Below are 16,953 nucleotides of genomic sequence, written 5' to 3'. Positions count from 1 at the left end.
GTATGCTCTGCAACATTTCAACTTTCTTCATGATTGAAAACTTGCAGACTAGCGCATAGTAAGACGAGCATGATTCAACAGTGCGAGGTGTCCTATGTCCATATTCATTACAAACGGTGTCCATTTATATTACGAAGTATCTGGTGAAGGAATCCCCCTTCTGTTCATTCATCCTCCTCTTCTTACCGGGACGAATTTTGCATATCAACAAAAAAATCTCGCTGATCGTTGTCGTATTATTACCGTTGATTTGCCTGGGCATGGGAGGAGCAGCATTTCACCAGAACCCTTTACTTATGATATGGTCGCCAGTATCCTAGTAAACCTGCTTTCTCATCTTTGTATCGATCAAGCCGTTGTTGTTGGTTATTCAACAGGTGCAGAAATTGCCTGCCATATGATGATTACCTATCCAGATCGCATAAAAGCAGGGGTTCTGCTCAGCGGAATGCCTAACACGAAGGACTCAGCGCTTCAACGTAATATTAAGATGGCGGTCTTTATGGCAAAACGCGGTTCTTTTCTCGCCTTAGCAACCAGTATCTGTTTCAGTAACGCCAATAATCCAGTCACCTTCGCTCTCTTATTACGGGAAGCATTAAAAGGTGATCCTGACACGATTGCTTCCTATTATGCTTATAGCCTGCAATATGATTGTAGCCATCAGTTACACAGAATTAAGCAACCCGTACTATTGTTGGTAGGCGAAACCGACAAACGGTATGCTCGCTTTGGGAAATATATGTCACACGTTCTTCCCAACAGCTGGATCCGTTCAATCCCTAGAGTAGCACACCAATTACCTACCAAGACATACCAAGAGGTGAATCTTTTATTACAACAATTTCTTCATACCGTTTCGCTTCTGCCTTAGTCTATAGACAAAAAGACGTACCAACTACTCCTGAGTTGGTACGTCTTTCGTTGGATATTAGAATGAATCATGATCAAAGTTTATCTTATGTTCGATTTGCTTCTGGGAAAACAATAGAGACAGTCGTTCCTTCATTTACTTTTGATTCGAGTTCCACCTTATGCCCTAGCTTCTCGCTGATTTGTTCCACCAAATATAATCCCATCCCTGTTGATTCGCGATATTTACGTCCATTTTCGCCTGTAAAAAACGGTCGGAATACTCGTTTTTTATCAGACTCGACAATTCCTATCCCTCGATCAATAACATCTAGGATTAAATCTGTTTCCCGTTTTCGAAGAGATAAAGTGATCTTTTGGTTTTGACCAGCCGAATATTTAATCGCATTGGAGATAAGTTGGCTTAACATGAAAGCAAGCCATTTTGCATCTGTCTCCACACGCACTCCTTCTTCAATCTGCACATCGGGAAATACCTTACTACGGATAAAAAAGGTTTTATGTTCTTGCACGACTTTTTGCACGAGTGAACGAAGCTCTATCGAATCAACACGGAAATCACGTTCAAATACTTCCAGTCTAGAGGAATGCAAGACCATATCAAGTCCTCGACCAATTCGTTCCGCCTCTTCTCTTATACTAGGAAAAGGTTGTTCATCCTCATCCTGTACCAATAGCTGTATTACAGAAAGTGGTGTCTTCATTTGGTGTACCCATTGGTTCATGAAGGTAACCTGTTCCTCTTTCTTACGTTCACGTTCAATAATCATGCGTTGATATAGCCGATATTGTTCCTGAGTCGATTCAAAATACGCTTCACTTAACGGAGAATCTCCCCATTTCCCTAGATAATCCTCCAAGGTTTCACGCTGTTGCTCCAGATGTTGATACATTTCCTTTGAACGGATAAATGACATGATAAGATAAACGGCTAACAACCCCGTACTTAGAATAAAAAAGTACATTAGTACCGAATAATTATCATAGCCGTCAAAAACTAGGATTAGAAATAGAAAAAACAACTGACAAAATTGAAAAATGAACAGCTTGAGATGTTCACGCAGGAACAGCCTCACTTTTCATTCCCCCAGGTTATAACAAGTCGGTATCCTGCACCTCTTACCGTCTCAATTGCATCTTCTATACCGAGATCCTGAAATTTTTTACGCACACGCGTAATATTAACATTAAGAGTGTTATCATCCACATACACTTGGTCATCCCAGAGGTTCTCTAACAATCGATCCCTGCTCACAATTCGAGGATAGCGTTTTACCAATTCCTCGATTAAAACGGCCTCTTTTTTGGTCAAGCTGACCATCTTCTCCCCAAGCACCAATTCCATTCGCTCTGGATATAAAGCGAGCCCGTCCTGCTGGATGATTCGTTCATCAGCTTTCGGGGCGTAATCACCATAATTGCGACGTAGATGGCTACGAATTTTCGCCATAACGACATCATAATGAAAAGGCTTGGCAATATAATCATCTGCACCATTCTCCAAACCTAGGATTTGGTCCATCTCTCCAGCCCGAGCCGAAATGAATAAAATTGGACAAGTTGAATGCTTGCGAATTTGTCTGCACCAGTAATATCCGTCGAACTTGGGCAGATTGACGTCTAATAATACTAATTGTGGATTCAATTGAATAAATTCATCCAAGACGTGTTCAAAATCCTTTACAATCACAGCTCGATATCCATATTTCTCGATGTAACGTTGGAGTAGTTCAGCTAGTTTCGGATCATCTTCAACAATAAAAATGGTTGTCATATTCATCGTTCCTCCTTGTTACTCGCTAGAATTTCTTTGATCATGAATCATGAAAAAACGATCATACAGGCCGTAATGACTATTCTGCTATTTTAATCAAAATACATTCTATTCACAAGGCAAGGAAGAGCGTACGAAAATATTATCTAGTATTTATTGAGTAATCAGTAAAAAAATGGTTATGAAAAAGGTAGCCCCCATTAGGAGACTACCTTTTCAGCATAACTAACTATTAAAGTTCATTCTGATACGAATTCATGTGATGTGGCATATTTCCTGGATTCATATGTTGATTCTGATTCATATGATCGATACCGTTCATATGACCGTTTCTATTCATATGTTGGCCATTATCTCGATACATTTGTCTCTGTTCCGTTTGAGGACTCTGATCAACATTTTGTCCATGGCAATTACGATACATTTGTTCGATTTGTCCGTCAGACATTTCTGGATGCATCTGTTGCATATATGGCTTCATTTGCTGATAATGTTCACTATAGATGCCGTTAGCATAGACAGAAGTTGCAATTCCAGCGACCAGTACACCGCTTAAGACCATAATTAATTTCTTTTTCAACCATATCACCCCCTATGATAATGGTAACAAAATTAACTAGTTGAATCATTATCATAGTTTGAATATGTTATGACTTTTCAATGGATAATCTATTACAACTTAGTACGTTGCAGACGAAGTGCATTCAGTACGACAGAAACAGAGCTGAGTGCCATTGCTGCACCTGCCACCCAAGGCGCTAAAAATCCTGCCGCTGCAATTGGGATGCCTAGTGAGTTATAGCCTAAAGCCCAGAACAGGTTTTGCTTAATATTTCTCATTGTTTTGCGACTCATGGTAAAAGCATCTACTATGCTGTTTAAATCCCCACGCATCAACGTAATATCAGCTGCTTCCATTGCAATATCTGTTCCTGTTCCCATAGCGATTCCACTATCTGCTGTTGCCAAAGCAGGTGCATCATTGATACCATCCCCAACCATCGCTACGATTTTACCAGATTGCTGTAATTTGCTAACCTCTGCAGCTTTTCCTTCTGGCAATACTTCTGCAATGACATGATCAATTCCGACCTGCTTCGCAATAGCCTCCGCGGTACGTTTATTGTCACCTGTTACCATGTAAACGGTAAGTCCCATCGCTTTTAATCGAGCAATCGCTTCTTTAGATGTTTCTTTTACAGTATCAGCTACTGCTACCGTTCCTGCGAATCGGCCGTTAATTGCTGCTAACATTGCTGTTTTACCCGCTTCTTCCAACTGTTCCATAGTAGCCAGTGACTGTTCAATAGAGATTTCATAGCGAGCCATTAACTTACGTGTTCCCACCAATACTTCATCGCCATTGATGACAGCGCGTACCCCATAACCCGGAATGGCTTCGAATTCAACTGGATTACCAATTGGTAATCCTTTTACTTTCGCTCCCTCTACGATTGCTTCTGCTAGAGGATGTTCAGAATTTTTTTCAGCCGCTGCGATAATTTGTAAAAATTGATCTACATTGAGCCCAACTTCAGGCAAGACATCTGTTAATTCCGGTTTCCCTTTGGTAATCGTACCTGTTTTATCTAGTAAAATCGTATTTACTTTATGAGCAGTTTCTAAGTGTTCTCCACCTTTAAATAGGATACCCGCTTCGGCAGCACGACCTGAACCAGCCATAATTGACGTAGGGGTAGCTAGCCCAAGTGCACATGGGCAGGCAATAACCAGAACAGCGATTAATATTTCTAGTGAGCTGGAAAAGTCACCAGGTGAGACGATGAAAAACCAGATCACAAACGCAATGATTGCCAGACCAACTACGACCGGAACGAAAATACCTGAAATTTTATCTGCTACACGCTGAATAGGAGCTTTTGATCCTTGTGCTTCTTCCACTACTTTAATAATTTGTGCTAATGCTGTATCTTTACCGACTTTGGTCGCTTTTACTTGTAATACACCATTTTTATTAATGGTTGCACCTATTACTTCGTCTCCAATTGCTTTTTCAACAGGCAGGCTCTCACCAGTTAGCATAGACTCATCGATTGTTGATTTTCCTTCAATGATCTCTCCATCTACCGGAACCTTTTCACCTGGTTTTACTAAGAAAAGATCTCCCACTCTTAATTCCTCAATCGGAAGAACCAGCTCTTGCCCGTCACGAATAACTGTAGCGGTCTTTGCCTGTAATCCTATCAGATTTTTTATGGCTTCCGAAGTACGCCCTTTTGCCAGTAGCTCAAAAAGCTTACCTAGTATAATAAGAGTGATCAGAACCGCACTCGTTTCAAAGTATAATTCGGCTCCATGATGTGGATTACCAGCAAACTTTATTGTTTCATAAACACTGTAAAAATAAGCAGCCGAGGTTCCCAACGCGACCAGTACATCCATATTTGCTGAACCGTTTCGCAATGCTTTATACGCACCTGTATAAAACTGCCAACCGATAATAAACTGAACCGGTGTAGCCAAGGCGAACTGGAACCACGGATTCATGAAGATGTCGGGAATCCAGATAAAGGAAGTAAAGCTAAAGTGAGAAACCATCGACCATAATAGTGGTATAGATAAGAGTGCCGAGATGAAAAACTTCATTTTTTGTTTCTTTATAGCTGCTTCACGATGATCAGTCTCTGATTCGGCTCCTTCCGTTTTTACACTTGCTCCGTACCCCAGATCCTCTACTTTTTTAATAAGATCTGTCACCTGAATTTCGGCAGGATTAAACTCAACAGTTGCCCGTTCCATGGCCAAATTCACATTGGCATTCGAGACACCTGCCATTTTGTTTAATCCTTTTTCAATGCGGGTTGAACACGCAGCGCAAGTCATACCAGTTATGATCAATTCAGTTTTTTCTTTTATCGTACCATATCCGAGAGATTCGATTTTTTTCTCAATATCTGTTATTGAAACCATGCTTGGATCAAAGCTTACTGTCGCTCGTTCCATAGCTACATTTACATTTGCTTCATGAACACCTTTCGTTTTGGAAAGTCCTTTTTCTATACGAACCGCACACGCTGCGCAGGTCATTCCTGTAACTTGTAAAGTTGCTTTATGATCAGTAGCAGTAAGACTCTTAGCCCTTTGCTCGCCAGACATATGAATACCTCCTAATTAATACTTGATAATATACACCGAGGGGGTATATTATTTAAGGAAGAAAGAGCTTGTGTTACTGGAACAACAAGCTCATTATATTCCTTTATTTTACCACGTTATAACCCAAATCCTCTATAATTTCTGCAATCTTCACTGTTGAAAGTGCATTTTGGTCATGCGTTACTTCAACCGATTTATTATTCAGATTGACCTCAACTTGATTAGCACCTTTTTCCTTCAAGTTACTTTCAATTTTAGCGACACACTTTTTGCAATTCATTCCTTCTACCTGATAAGTTGTATGATTCATGTCCCTGCACTCCTTTTATATTAATATAATTCCCTATACGGTTGGTAAATGTGATGCAAATAATTTCCTTACATCACCTAATGAATATATATTACTATACCCCCCTACCCTATGTAAAGAGGAGGAATACAAATTCCTGTAATTATTTTTTTGCAACTTTTCGAAAAAAATTTATAATGATTGGTATGAAGGGAGGTTACAAGTAATGTCTTATTCCTTTACAGGTATTGAACACGTTCAAATTGCAGCACCTAAAGGGTGTGAAGACCAAGCTAGAGAGTTTTATGGTAGTGTACTCGGTATGAAGGAATTGCCAAAACCGGCTAACCTCGTTTCAAGAGGTGGTTGCTGGTTTATTGTTGGTCAACAGGAACTACATATTGGGGTACAGGAGAATTTTACTCCTGCTACAAAAGCCCATCCAGGATTCTTGGTGCAAAACCTGCAACAACTGCGAGAAAAACTGACCCAATCTGGAATTACGATTAAGGAAGAACCCTCTATTGATGGACGTACCCGATTTTTTGTCACGGATCCTTTTGGGAATCGGATTGAATTTTTGGAATTCAATTAGAGCCATTTAATGGTATTTGCTCAAATCAAAAAGAAGATACTCCGCTCCTCTAACCTAATTGGCTAAAGGAATGAGCAATCTTCTTTTTGATTTTTTATCTACCCAATTTGCTTATCATAGGAAATAGCTATATTTCGCTTATACGAGCTAGCTGCTTCAACAAAACTACTGAATAATTTCAAAAACATAGGATGACGTTTTGTCATACATTCCGGATGCCATTGAACTCCCATTAAATATCGATCCTCTGTACTTTCAAAAGCTTCGATCACACCATCCTCAGAAAACGCAGTGGCAACTAGGTTTGTACCTAGCAGCTTGCATGATTGATGATGAAATGAATTCGTATAAATCCGATCTGCTCCAAATATTTCATGTACTCTACTGTTTTCAACGATTTTAATAGCATGATATAACTCGTCGGTAGCCGTTTCTTTTGGATAATGCCCTATTGTATCAGGAATCTGCTTGTTGATATCCTGAAAGAGACTTCCTCCAAGCGCAACATTAATTAATTGAATTCCCCTGCAAATACCCATGATTGCCTTCTTTTGTTCATATGCCTTTCTAAACAGCGCAAATTCATATTCATCTCGAACAGAAGAGATCGAGTTTACTTCTTTTAAAGGGTCCTCTCCATAAAAATAGGGAGCAACATCGTTTCCTCCTGTAAAAAGTAGACCATCCACCATAGTAACATATGGTTCATACTCTGTTTCCCCACGTACTATGGGGATAGTTAGAGGAATTCCTCCCGCAGCATAGATAGAATCAATATAGTTGGCATTTACAGAGCTATAATTGCTCTTCTCAGATAAAAATGTGGTTATACCGATAACTGGTTTCATGCTACTTACCTTCTTTCTCCCTCATATTCTTCATGCAATCCCTACTCCTGTAAAAAGTCTAAGAGCTAGTGCCCTTAGACCTTTCGCTTACCGCTCGTTACTCAACATGAGCATATTCAAAAATCGTATGTCCGATATAGTTTTTCAGGACACCTTTCACATTTGGCTTAACCAGATACTGATCCTCTAGGAAGTGAAGCGGCATAACAGCCATCTCATCCATGAGGATTTTCTCAGCTTTCACATAGTTATCCATGCGTTTAGCCTGATCAGAAATCTCTCTATTTTCTTTCAACAACCGATCATATTCAGCACTGCTCCAACGAATATCGTCTCCTGTATTAACCCCTTCAAAGAGATCAAGATTCGTCATTGGATCTGGGTAGTCTCCCGTCCAGCCATCTCTGGCAATGCTAAAATTACCTTGTTCAATTTCATCCCAGTATACTTTTGATTCGAACGTCTGAATGGTTACATTTACACCTAGATTCTCTTTCCACATATTTTGCATAGCTTGTGCTACGTCTTTATCAGCTTGATCCGCCATTACGATTAAGACAATTTCAGGAATCCCCTTTCCATCTGGATATCCAGCATCTGCAAGTAATTTTTTCGCTTCTTCCGTGTTTTCCTGGAACTGATTACCCACTACTTCACGGAAATCCTTACCTGCTTGTGTTGCATGTGGAATACCGTATGGAACCATACCAAAGGCTGGTTTTTCAACAGATTGCAGGATATTTGAGACAATTTGCTCACGATTAATCGCCATACTGAATGCCTTACGGACTTTAGGGTCATCAAAAGGTTTACGTGAAGCATTAAAGTCAAAATAATACGTACCTATTCTTGGTACAGAAACAAATTCAGGTGTACTTTGAAATTGTGTCATCGCTTCCTTACCAACACTGTCAGAAACGTTAATCTCACCATTGGAATAGGCAGCTAGCTCTGCTTCTGAAGATTCAATGAAAACAATCTCAAGTGTATCAAGCTTTACTTTGCTCGCTTCCACGTAGTTCGGATTTTTCTTTAACACGTATTTTTCTTTCGGTTTTAGTTCCGTCAGCATGAATGGGCCAGAGGTAATGTAGGTTTCCGGCGATTTGGTCCAGCCATCTTTTCCTTCCACTACATCTTTACGAACGGGATAATACGCGGTAACACACAATAATTCAATGAAAAATGGAGTAGGGCTTTCCAATGTCACTTCCAGTGTAGTTTCATCAACAGCTTTAACTCCTACGTCTTCTGCTTTAGCTTTACCTTGGTTATACGCTAGACCATTTTTTATATAGTACAAATAAAAAGCAGCACCCGAACCCACTTCAGGGTTCAGGACCCTTTTGAATGAATATTCAAAATCTTGAGCGGTTATCGGTTTACCGTCCGACCACTTCACATCTTTTTTCAGCTTAAAGGTGTATTTGGTTCCCGTTGCATCAATTTCATGGCTTTCTGCTAGCGCAGGAACTGCCTTTTTCCCGGATTCATCAATTTTGTATAGGCCTCTAAACAGGTTCTGCAAAACAGTAGAAGATCGGGAATACGTATTTAATGTCGGGTCCATTTGCTCTGGCTCTTTTGGTAATGCATAAATGATTTTTTGTTCTACCTTTGCTGTTTCGCCCCCACTCTCCTGCTTCGTTTCTGTTCCACTCGGTGCACCCGAACTGCAAGCCACTAACGAAGTAACCGTAAGAATCGTTACAAATAAATGGCCAATTCTTTTCTTCATAATCTCTCCCCCGTTTTCTCATTTATATGAAGCCGCTCATAAGTGCCAGCTTTCATAACGAAAATGATTGAAGAATACAAGGCTACTCATTGGTTGGACAGGTGACAAGCTACCATGTGAGAATTACCAATGTCCCGTAGTAAAGGCTTCTCTTCACTACATACCTGCATGGCAAATTTACACCGTGTGCGAAAAGCACATCCACTAGGCGGATTAATCGGACTAGGAACGTCGCCTTGCAGGTGTATTCTTTCTGACTGTTCGGCACGGTCAGGATCAGCAATTGGTAAGGCAGATAGTAATGCTTGTGTATAAGGATGTTGCATGTTGGTATATAGTTCATCTACTTCCGAATATTCAACCAGGCTTCCTAAATACATCACGCCCACTTTATGGGACATGTGTCTCACCATTGACAAGTCATGGGAAACGAACAAATACGTAAGACCGAACTTTTCTTGTAACTCCTCAAGCATGTTGACGACTTGGGCCTGAATCGATACATCAAGTGCAGATATAGGCTCATCACAGATAAGAAATTCTGGTTCTACTGCTAGTGCCCTCGCTATTCCAATTCGTTGGCGTTGACCGCCTGAAAATTCATGCGGATACCGATTCAAATGATCTCGTTGCAACCCAACCAGTTCAATCAACTCTTTCACACGATCCATCCGTTCTTTACCCGAATACATGCTATGAACGATTAAGGGATCAGCAATAATTTCTCCCACTGTCATTCGTGGATCAAGGGAAGCGTACGGGTCCTGAAAAATCATTTGCATTTTTTTGCGGTATGGTAGCATTTCCTTATGAAGTAGGCCTTCAATTGGAGTATCCTTATACAAAATTTGACCTGACGTTGGTTCGTACAGCTTCAAAATCGTTCTTCCTACTGTTGTCTTTCCGCATCCAGATTCTCCAACTAACCCGAAAGTTTCTCCCTTGTTAATGCTGAAACTAATATCATCCACTGCTTTTAGAACGCTTTTACTGCTTGCAAATAAACCTTTTTTCATTTCAAAATGCTTTTTCAAGTGGCGTACTTCAAGCAATTTCTCTTTAGAGGCTACCATTAGACGGTTACCTCCTTCGCCACTCCTGATGCCTTAGGATGCATCAACCAACAGGCTGCACGATGGGTCTCGGATAATGTAATCTGCTGTGGGGGTATCTTTTCACATATTTTCATTGCATACTCGCATCGGGCAGTAAATGGACATCCTTTAGGTGGAGCGATCAAATCTGGTGGACTTCCTGGAATTGGGATTAATTTCTCTCTTTTACCAGTTGAGACTGTAGGGATCGATTTGATTAAACCCCATGTATAAGGATGTTTGGGTTGATAAAAAATTTCACGTATCGTCCCTTCCTCCACTATCGTTCCACCATACATCACAAGGACTCGATTACACATATTTGCAATCACACCCAGATCATGTGTAATCATCACAATCGACGTCTGCATTTTATTCTTCAAATCATGCATTAAATCAAGGATTTGCGCCTGAATTGTCACATCCAGTGCAGTCGTTGGTTCATCTGCTATCAGTAGCTTTGGATTACAAGAAATGGCGATTGCGATCATGACCCGTTGCCTCATCCCACCGGAAAATTCATGAGGATATTGCTTTAATCTTTTTTCTGGGCTGGGTATTTCCACAATCCGCAGAATATCAATTGCTTTTTTACGTGCTGCTTCTTTACTTATTTTTTGATGGATTCGTATAGGTTCAACGATTTGATCCCCAATCGTTAACAAAGGATTCAGCGAGGACATTGGATCTTGAAAAATCATTCCAATCTCGCTACCCAACATTTTTCTCATTTCTTTTTGGTCAATTTGATTAAGGTCTTGCCCATTAAACTGGACATGGTCCGCTTGCAATTCCGCGTTTTGTGGTAACAGTTTCATGATTGAGAGCATAGACACACTTTTTCCCGATCCCGACTCGCCGACTATTCCAAGTGACTCTCCTTTCTTTACATAGAAGGAGATGCCCCGCACCGCCTGAACCTGTCCGGCATCGATACGAAATGTTGTACGAAGATTTTGTACCTGGAGTAAATGCATATGATCATCTCCCATTATTTCTTTAGCCTTGGATCAAGCGCGTCTCGTAAGCCATCACCAATAAAATTAAGGGCAAACATCGTAATACTTATAGCGATTGCTGGAAATAGCATTTGATAAGGCTGTGTAAAGAGACTTGGGATGGCATCGTTCACCAAAGTTCCCCAGCTTGCCATAGGAACCTGAATACCAATACCTAAAAAACTAAGAAATGCTTCTGAAAATATTGCTGAAGGAACCAAAAAAGTAACAGTCACAATAATAGGACCCATACTGTTCGGAATCAAATGCTTAAACAAAATTCGTAAATTGGATGAGCCGATCGCCTTTGCAGCCAAGGTATATTCCTGAAATTTGAGTGTGATTACCTGGGAGCGAACCATTCGCGCTGTTCCTATCCAATACGTTAACGATAAAGCAATAAGAATACTCTCAAGGGTGTTTCCGAGAAACATCATCAATAAAATGATATACAATAAATCCGGAACGCCATATAAAATATCAACGAAACGCATCATGATCATATCGATTTTTCCACCGAAGTATCCAGAGATACCGCCATAAATCACTCCAATAACCAGATTGATTCCTGCGGCCACGAAACCGATCGTCAAACTGATTCTTGCCCCATATAAAGTACGAACAAAAATGTCTCGTCCAAACTTGTCAGTACCGAACCAATGCTCTAGAGATGGGGATTGGTTTTGATTCGCAATATTTTGATCCTCATAGGAGTAGGAAGAGAATATTGGTCCAAAAATGGCAGCTAAGGTAATCACGACAATAACGACTAATCCTGCCATAGCCAAAGGATCTTTACGAAAGCGGGACCAGGCATCCTGCCAGTATGATTTACTCTTACGTAATACTACCTCGCTTTGTTTTGCCGATTGATCCAACTTTTCAAACTCTTCATCCGGAATATCGTGCCACACAAGGCTAGATTCACGAGGAACTACAATGTCTCCATTCTTATTCAGCGCAGAATGCATCAGGTCATCACCTACTCTTCAATTTTTACGCGCTTGTCAATAATCGCGTACAGAATGTCAACGATAAAATTCATCACGATGATAAAAACCCCAAAGAAGACCGTTAAACCAAGAATGACAGAATAATCACGATCTCCGATTCCACTTACGAAATCTCTTCCGATTCCAGGAATAGAAAAGACCCGTTCAACAATAAAGCTACCGGTTAACATTGCCGCAACTAGCGGACCTAGATATGTAACAATCGGGATAATGGCATTTTTTAATGCGTGTTTAAAGATAACACGGTATTCCGGAACACCTTTGGCTCTCGCCGTTAAGATAAAATCTTGCCTCATCACTTCAAGCATACTAGACCTCATTAATCTAGCGATGTAGGCAATCGGACCAAAGGAGAGTCCAATGACGGGTAGGATGTAATGTTTCCAACTGGTAAGACCATAAGTAGGTAGTAGCTTAAACATCACACAAAAGAAGAACATCAACAAAACCGTTAAGACAAAATTAGGGATAGAAATTCCAATAGTAGCAAAAATCATGGCTGTCCAGTCTGCCCATTTTCCACGTTTAATAGCTGAGACAATACCGAGTAGAATTCCTATAAGGAGAGCAAGACCAATGGCTATCAGTCCCACCTTTGCTGATATAGGAAAACCCTGTGCGATTAATTCGTTAACAGATACATCCAATTGTTTAAAAGAAAAGCCTAGATCACCTTGTAGCAGGTTCTTCAAGTAATTCACATATTGAACATGAAGAGGTTCGTGTAAGCCGAATTTTTCCTCCATTTTTTGAAGGACACTGGCAGGTACTTTTCTCTCCTCAGCGGGACTGAATGGACCTCCAGGAATGGAATGCATGAGGAAAAATGTGATTGTAATAAGAACGAACATTGTTAAAAGACTCGCGAAGAACCGTTTTACAATGTATCCAACCATAACGCTCCTCCTTTTTCATACTTATCATTGTTCACTTAGAAGAGTTGAGCTGGCAAGAAGTGTGACAATCTTGTCTTCAATAGGCTTCAAATCATCTGTATCTCCGACGTACCCATTAATCATGATGGAAAAGATCATTCGTTCTCCTGAAACTGAGGTTGCATACCCAGACAAACTGCTAACTGCATTAAGAGTTCCAGTTTTCGCCTGAACTGATTGGATCGTGTCTTCATTCTTCAACCGATTCTCCAACGTCCCATCTACTCCTGAAATCGGGAGTGAGTGAAGAAAACTGATAAATTCTTCTCTTTTTATCATTTCTTCCAGCACGATAGAAATTTGCTTGGGTGAAAGCTTGTTATATCTCGTTAAACCCGAGCCATCCTTCAGTTCATATGGCCCTTTTACCCCTAGATCATCCAGTGTCTTACGAATCACCTGGATACCTGCGTCTGCACTTCCTTTCCCATTCTTCCTTGCACCCATTGTCTTGAGTAACATTTCTGCATACAGGTTATCGCTAGTTTTATTAAGATGTTTAACTATTTCTTTTAATGATGGGGAGGTACACTCTTCGATCAAGATGTTCGCCTCTTGGACGCACCCTGCTTTTACCGTACATTCAGAGGAGAAAGCAATACCTGTTTCTAGTAATTTTTCAAGTAAAAGGGTTCCTAGATAGAGCGCTGGTTCTTCAACTGTTATCTGCTCACATCCAGCCTCGGCATCGATTGGTAGATTCCCCTTTATCCGTATAATATTTTTTGCACGGTCCCTTATAATGTGAAAGGAATTGGGTTCCGAGGAAGCAACAGTTTGTGCTTCCGGTATGAGCTGCACATATTTCGTCCGGGGTGACAGCATAACCTCAACCGCTTCTCCAACTTCTTTTCCCGGACGATACTCTATTTGTACGACCCCTCTGTTGATGGATAAGGCACTGTTTTGAGCACTGTAGTATTCTGATTCATAATCCCATCCCCATCCTTCACCAAGGCGGACGTGATCAAAAAATGAATCATCTACAATAATGTTACCGCTGATCCTTCTTATGTTTTTCTGTTTCACAGCATTCACGATTTGATCTAGGGATACACCATCATGTACTTGTAGAGGTTTACCTGAATGAATAGATGGGTCCCCATATCCTTTTATGTACAGATCTCCTTGTAATGTTCCATCCGCTTCAAGAATACCCGAGTAAGATATTTCAGTTTTGAATTGATATTCTTCTCCTAATTGCAGGAGTGCACATAGTACCGTTAGGATCTTCGTATTTGAAGCGGGAGTAAATAATCTGTCTGCATCATGATAATAGAAGTACTCTTGTTCAGTTTTACGATCGAGGTATTTAGCCAAGATGCCAATGGTAGTGCCTTTTTTTTCAAGATTTCTTACAATTTTATCTATCTGGATTTTCCAGGAATCTTCCTGCTCTGGATTCTTTGCTTGCGTCAGTTCTAACATCATCCCACCTCGATTTCCTAATATTCTAAAAATTTAATTATTACTTATTATACCTACTTTCACTTAAATTACTACTTAAAATATCACACATTTATTTTAGGTCTATTAAAGGTCATCCCTGTTGACCCATTCATATAAGAAAGGCCTCCTACCTGTTAGGAAGCCTTCCTTGTTTATTTTTCAAAATTATTTTATTGACAAAATCTCCTTTCAAATAGCCTTAATTTCCCCATATTCTCTTTGTAATTCAACTAATTTTGATCGAAATGGGATGTTTCAATCCCCTACGTTTATTCTATAACCGGGCGTGAAAGCTCTAGTTACAGCATCACTTTATTGGGAACAATCTTTAAGCTGACAAACAAGAGATAACATATACCTATACCCTGTAACAGGAGGATCTCTACGACTGATAATTGAGCGATTGGTGATACAACGATCAATAATAGGATTTGTATTCCTAACATAAGTACAGATACGTGAGAAATCCCAAGTTTGGCATCTTCATTGGTAACCGGATATGTCCGTAGTAGCATCGGATAATTGTTTATTTTTACATGATAACCTAGTTGATTTGCACTAAGATGTAGCCCGATAAGTACGATCAGAATACCCACATATATATTTGTCGTCAGGCAGATAGCGATATACATCAGTAACGTCAATCTGATATAAATCCCGAAAAACTCACCCTGTCTGACTAAACTACGACCAAACAAGTAAAAGAACGGAGATTTGGTAGCATACGGATGTTTCGTAAATAGAGACACGAGCCAAGCTCGTCTTCTAACCACTATTTGCTCCTTAGGAACATCAACAAATATATTAATGATAGAGATAAACCCACTCTTTCTTTTCTTCTCTTCTTCCACTAGTATTTTCCAGTGAAAACTAGGAATGAGCAAGCTTGTTTTCATGATAATCAAATAGCTCGTTACCCCAAACAATACGAGAAAAAGAATCGGTTTAAAGAATAGACTCATGAACAAGGCAAAGGCAATGATAATTTGAACAAACCTGTTCGTGAAGATACTGCCTTGACGATATTGAAAATGATAGAGGAGATGAAGCCCCTTCAACAAGATCACAGCAAACAGAGTTAACAAGAAAAGTGGTACACTCTCTGTTTTTGCCAAGAAAAGTGGATAAATAAACATGACGAGCAAGACAGACTGAAGTGCATGAATAGCAAAGCTATATAGGATGCTCTTTGTAAAAAACCCTCGCAGGTACGGCTCGGCAGGTAATAAAAACGTGATATCCGTGTCAGTAAAAAAAGTTCTTATATGGGATTTTGTCACAAATATTGCTAGCACAATTGCCACTACTGCTAAGAAAAGCTGTTGGTTCGTTACCCATTGATTCAGCCACGTTGTCCCTTGAATATACGCATAGAGAAATAAGATAAACAAATAGTAAAGTCCGCTGTTGCTACCAATGCGTGTCAGATAGCGTACAACCTCTTTTCCATTTTGTTTTACTCGTTTGTTATATAGTTCTCCAAAGTATTGTTCCTGTCTCACTCCTTCACCACTCCGATAAAAATGTCCTCAAGAGAGGCGCCTGTTTTTCCACTCTGTTTTTGAATGTCTTCCATACTTCCTTTGTATCTGATCATACCCTCATGAAACAGAATAAACTCATCACAATACTTCTCAGCCATCGTTAATATATGAGTAGAGACCAAGATTCCTGTCCCTGCCTCTCTACGTTCTTTCATTAGCTCTACCAGTGCGTCAATTGCCAATGGATCTAGCCCAACAAACGGTTCATCTACGATTAGATAAGGGCGTTCAACCAAAAAGGCGCAAAGGATCATTACCTTTTGTTGCATTCCTTTGGAGAAGGTTGATGGGAACTCATTCTTTTTCTTGGTCATTCTAAATCGTTCCAATAGGTCGTTTCCTCTGTATTCCAGTTCTTCTGTTGTAAGACCATACGCTAAGGCGGTAAATTGCAAGTGCTCCCATAACGTTAGCTCCTGATAAAATTGTGGAACCTCTGGAATATAGGAAAGGTGCGAACGGAATTGAACGGGGTCTTGCTGAAGCGTTTTACCGTTTAATCGAATCTCTCCTGAAAACGGACGTAAGATCCCGAGAATTTGTTTAATGATTGTACTTTTTCCTGCACCATTTAAACCAATCAACCCAACGATTTTACCTGGGTCTACCTGAAAGGACACATCTTTAGTGACGACCAGTCTTGGAGGATAACCTCCTGTTACATGTTCAATAGTAAGCATGTTTCT

General features: G+C 40.2%; 16 protein-coding genes. 2 read left to right on the top strand and 14 right to left on the bottom strand.

Going from position 1 to position 16,953, the window contains the following annotated elements; translation table 11 throughout:
• Positions 1–94: 94 nt before the first annotated feature.
• Positions 95–874, top strand: a complete 780-nt coding sequence (locus LM917_RS03305; RefSeq protein WP_232696070.1) for an alpha/beta fold hydrolase — start codon at positions 95–97, stop codon at positions 872–874.
• Positions 875–959: 85 nt separating this feature from the next.
• On the opposite strand, the gene LM917_RS03300 is transcribed toward LM917_RS03305, so the two are convergent.
• The 5 genes from LM917_RS03300 to LM917_RS03280 all read right to left on the bottom strand — a co-directional run bounded on the left by LM917_RS03300 (position 960) and on the right by LM917_RS03280 (position 6,074).
• Positions 960–1,949: a sensor histidine kinase gene (locus LM917_RS03300; RefSeq protein WP_232696069.1), complete on the bottom strand. Its 990-nt coding sequence runs from the start codon at positions 1,947–1,949 to the stop codon at positions 960–962.
• Positions 1,946–2,647 (bottom strand): response regulator transcription factor, encoded by a 702-nt coding sequence (locus tag LM917_RS03295; protein ID WP_232696068.1) that lies wholly within the window; start codon positions 2,645–2,647, stop codon positions 1,946–1,948. The genes LM917_RS03300 and LM917_RS03295 overlap by 4 nt, the downstream gene beginning before the upstream one ends.
• Before the next feature lie 232 nt (positions 2,648–2,879).
• Positions 2,880–3,227 (bottom strand): hypothetical protein, encoded by a 348-nt coding sequence (locus tag LM917_RS03290; RefSeq protein ID WP_232696067.1) that lies wholly within the window; start codon positions 3,225–3,227, stop codon positions 2,880–2,882.
• A 92-nt stretch (positions 3,228–3,319) separates the two neighbouring features.
• Complete coding sequence (locus LM917_RS03285; RefSeq protein WP_232696066.1) at positions 3,320–5,764, bottom strand: heavy metal translocating P-type ATPase; 2,445 nt, start codon at positions 5,762–5,764, stop codon at positions 3,320–3,322.
• A 103-nt stretch (positions 5,765–5,867) separates the two neighbouring features.
• The gene (locus LM917_RS03280) at positions 5,868–6,074 is read right to left on the bottom strand and encodes a heavy-metal-associated domain-containing protein (protein WP_232696065.1); all 207 of its coding nucleotides are present in this window, start codon (positions 6,072–6,074) and stop codon (positions 5,868–5,870) included.
• A 205-nt stretch (positions 6,075–6,279) separates the two neighbouring features.
• Between LM917_RS03280 and LM917_RS03275 the strand changes: the two genes are divergently transcribed.
• A complete protein-coding gene (locus LM917_RS03275; protein WP_232696064.1) occupies positions 6,280–6,648 on the top strand; it encodes a VOC family protein in 369 nt (122 codons plus the stop codon).
• A 98-nt stretch (positions 6,649–6,746) separates the two neighbouring features.
• Here the strand turns inward: LM917_RS03275 and LM917_RS03270 are convergent, their stop codons facing one another.
• The 9 genes from LM917_RS03270 to LM917_RS03230 all read right to left on the bottom strand — a co-directional run bounded on the left by LM917_RS03270 (position 6,747) and on the right by LM917_RS03230 (position 16,947).
• A complete protein-coding gene (locus tag LM917_RS03270; RefSeq protein ID WP_232696063.1) occupies positions 6,747–7,496 on the bottom strand; it encodes a gamma-glutamyl-gamma-aminobutyrate hydrolase family protein in 750 nt (249 codons plus the stop codon).
• A 97-nt stretch (positions 7,497–7,593) separates the two neighbouring features.
• Positions 7,594–9,234: a peptide ABC transporter substrate-binding protein gene (locus LM917_RS03265; RefSeq protein WP_232696062.1), complete on the bottom strand. Its 1,641-nt coding sequence runs from the start codon at positions 9,232–9,234 to the stop codon at positions 7,594–7,596.
• Positions 9,235–9,320: 86 nt separating this feature from the next.
• Complete coding sequence (locus tag LM917_RS03260; RefSeq protein ID WP_232696061.1) at positions 9,321–10,307, bottom strand: ABC transporter ATP-binding protein; 987 nt, start codon at positions 10,305–10,307, stop codon at positions 9,321–9,323.
• Entirely contained in the window at positions 10,307–11,305 is a 999-nt protein-coding gene (locus tag LM917_RS03255) for an ABC transporter ATP-binding protein (RefSeq protein ID WP_232696060.1), read from the bottom strand. The genes LM917_RS03260 and LM917_RS03255 overlap by 1 nt, the downstream gene beginning before the upstream one ends.
• Before the next feature lie 14 nt (positions 11,306–11,319).
• On the bottom strand, positions 11,320–12,297 hold the full coding sequence (locus LM917_RS03250; protein WP_232696059.1) for an ABC transporter permease: 978 nt from the start codon (positions 12,295–12,297) through the stop codon (positions 11,320–11,322).
• Between the two features lie 11 nt (positions 12,298–12,308).
• Entirely contained in the window at positions 12,309–13,235 is a 927-nt protein-coding gene (locus LM917_RS03245) for an ABC transporter permease (RefSeq protein ID WP_232696058.1), read from the bottom strand.
• A 24-nt stretch (positions 13,236–13,259) separates the two neighbouring features.
• On the bottom strand, positions 13,260–14,702 hold the full coding sequence (dacB, locus tag LM917_RS03240) for a D-alanyl-D-alanine carboxypeptidase/D-alanyl-D-alanine endopeptidase (protein WP_232696057.1): 1,443 nt from the start codon (positions 14,700–14,702) through the stop codon (positions 13,260–13,262).
• A gap of 320 nt (positions 14,703–15,022) precedes the next feature.
• On the bottom strand, positions 15,023–16,225 hold the full coding sequence (locus LM917_RS03235) for an ABC transporter permease (RefSeq protein ID WP_232696056.1): 1,203 nt from the start codon (positions 16,223–16,225) through the stop codon (positions 15,023–15,025).
• On the bottom strand, positions 16,222–16,947 hold the full coding sequence (locus tag LM917_RS03230) for an ABC transporter ATP-binding protein (RefSeq protein ID WP_232696055.1): 726 nt from the start codon (positions 16,945–16,947) through the stop codon (positions 16,222–16,224). The genes LM917_RS03235 and LM917_RS03230 overlap by 4 nt, the downstream gene beginning before the upstream one ends.
• Between the last annotated feature and the right edge of the window lie 6 nt (positions 16,948–16,953).

Source organism: Brevibacillus daliensis, assembly GCF_021245735.1.
In the GTDB taxonomy this organism is placed as follows: Bacteria; Bacillota; Bacilli; order Brevibacillales; family Brevibacillaceae; genus Brevibacillus_B; species Brevibacillus_B daliensis.
Note: the sequence above shows the minus strand (reverse complement) of the source record. Positions and strands in the feature narration are given on the sequence as shown.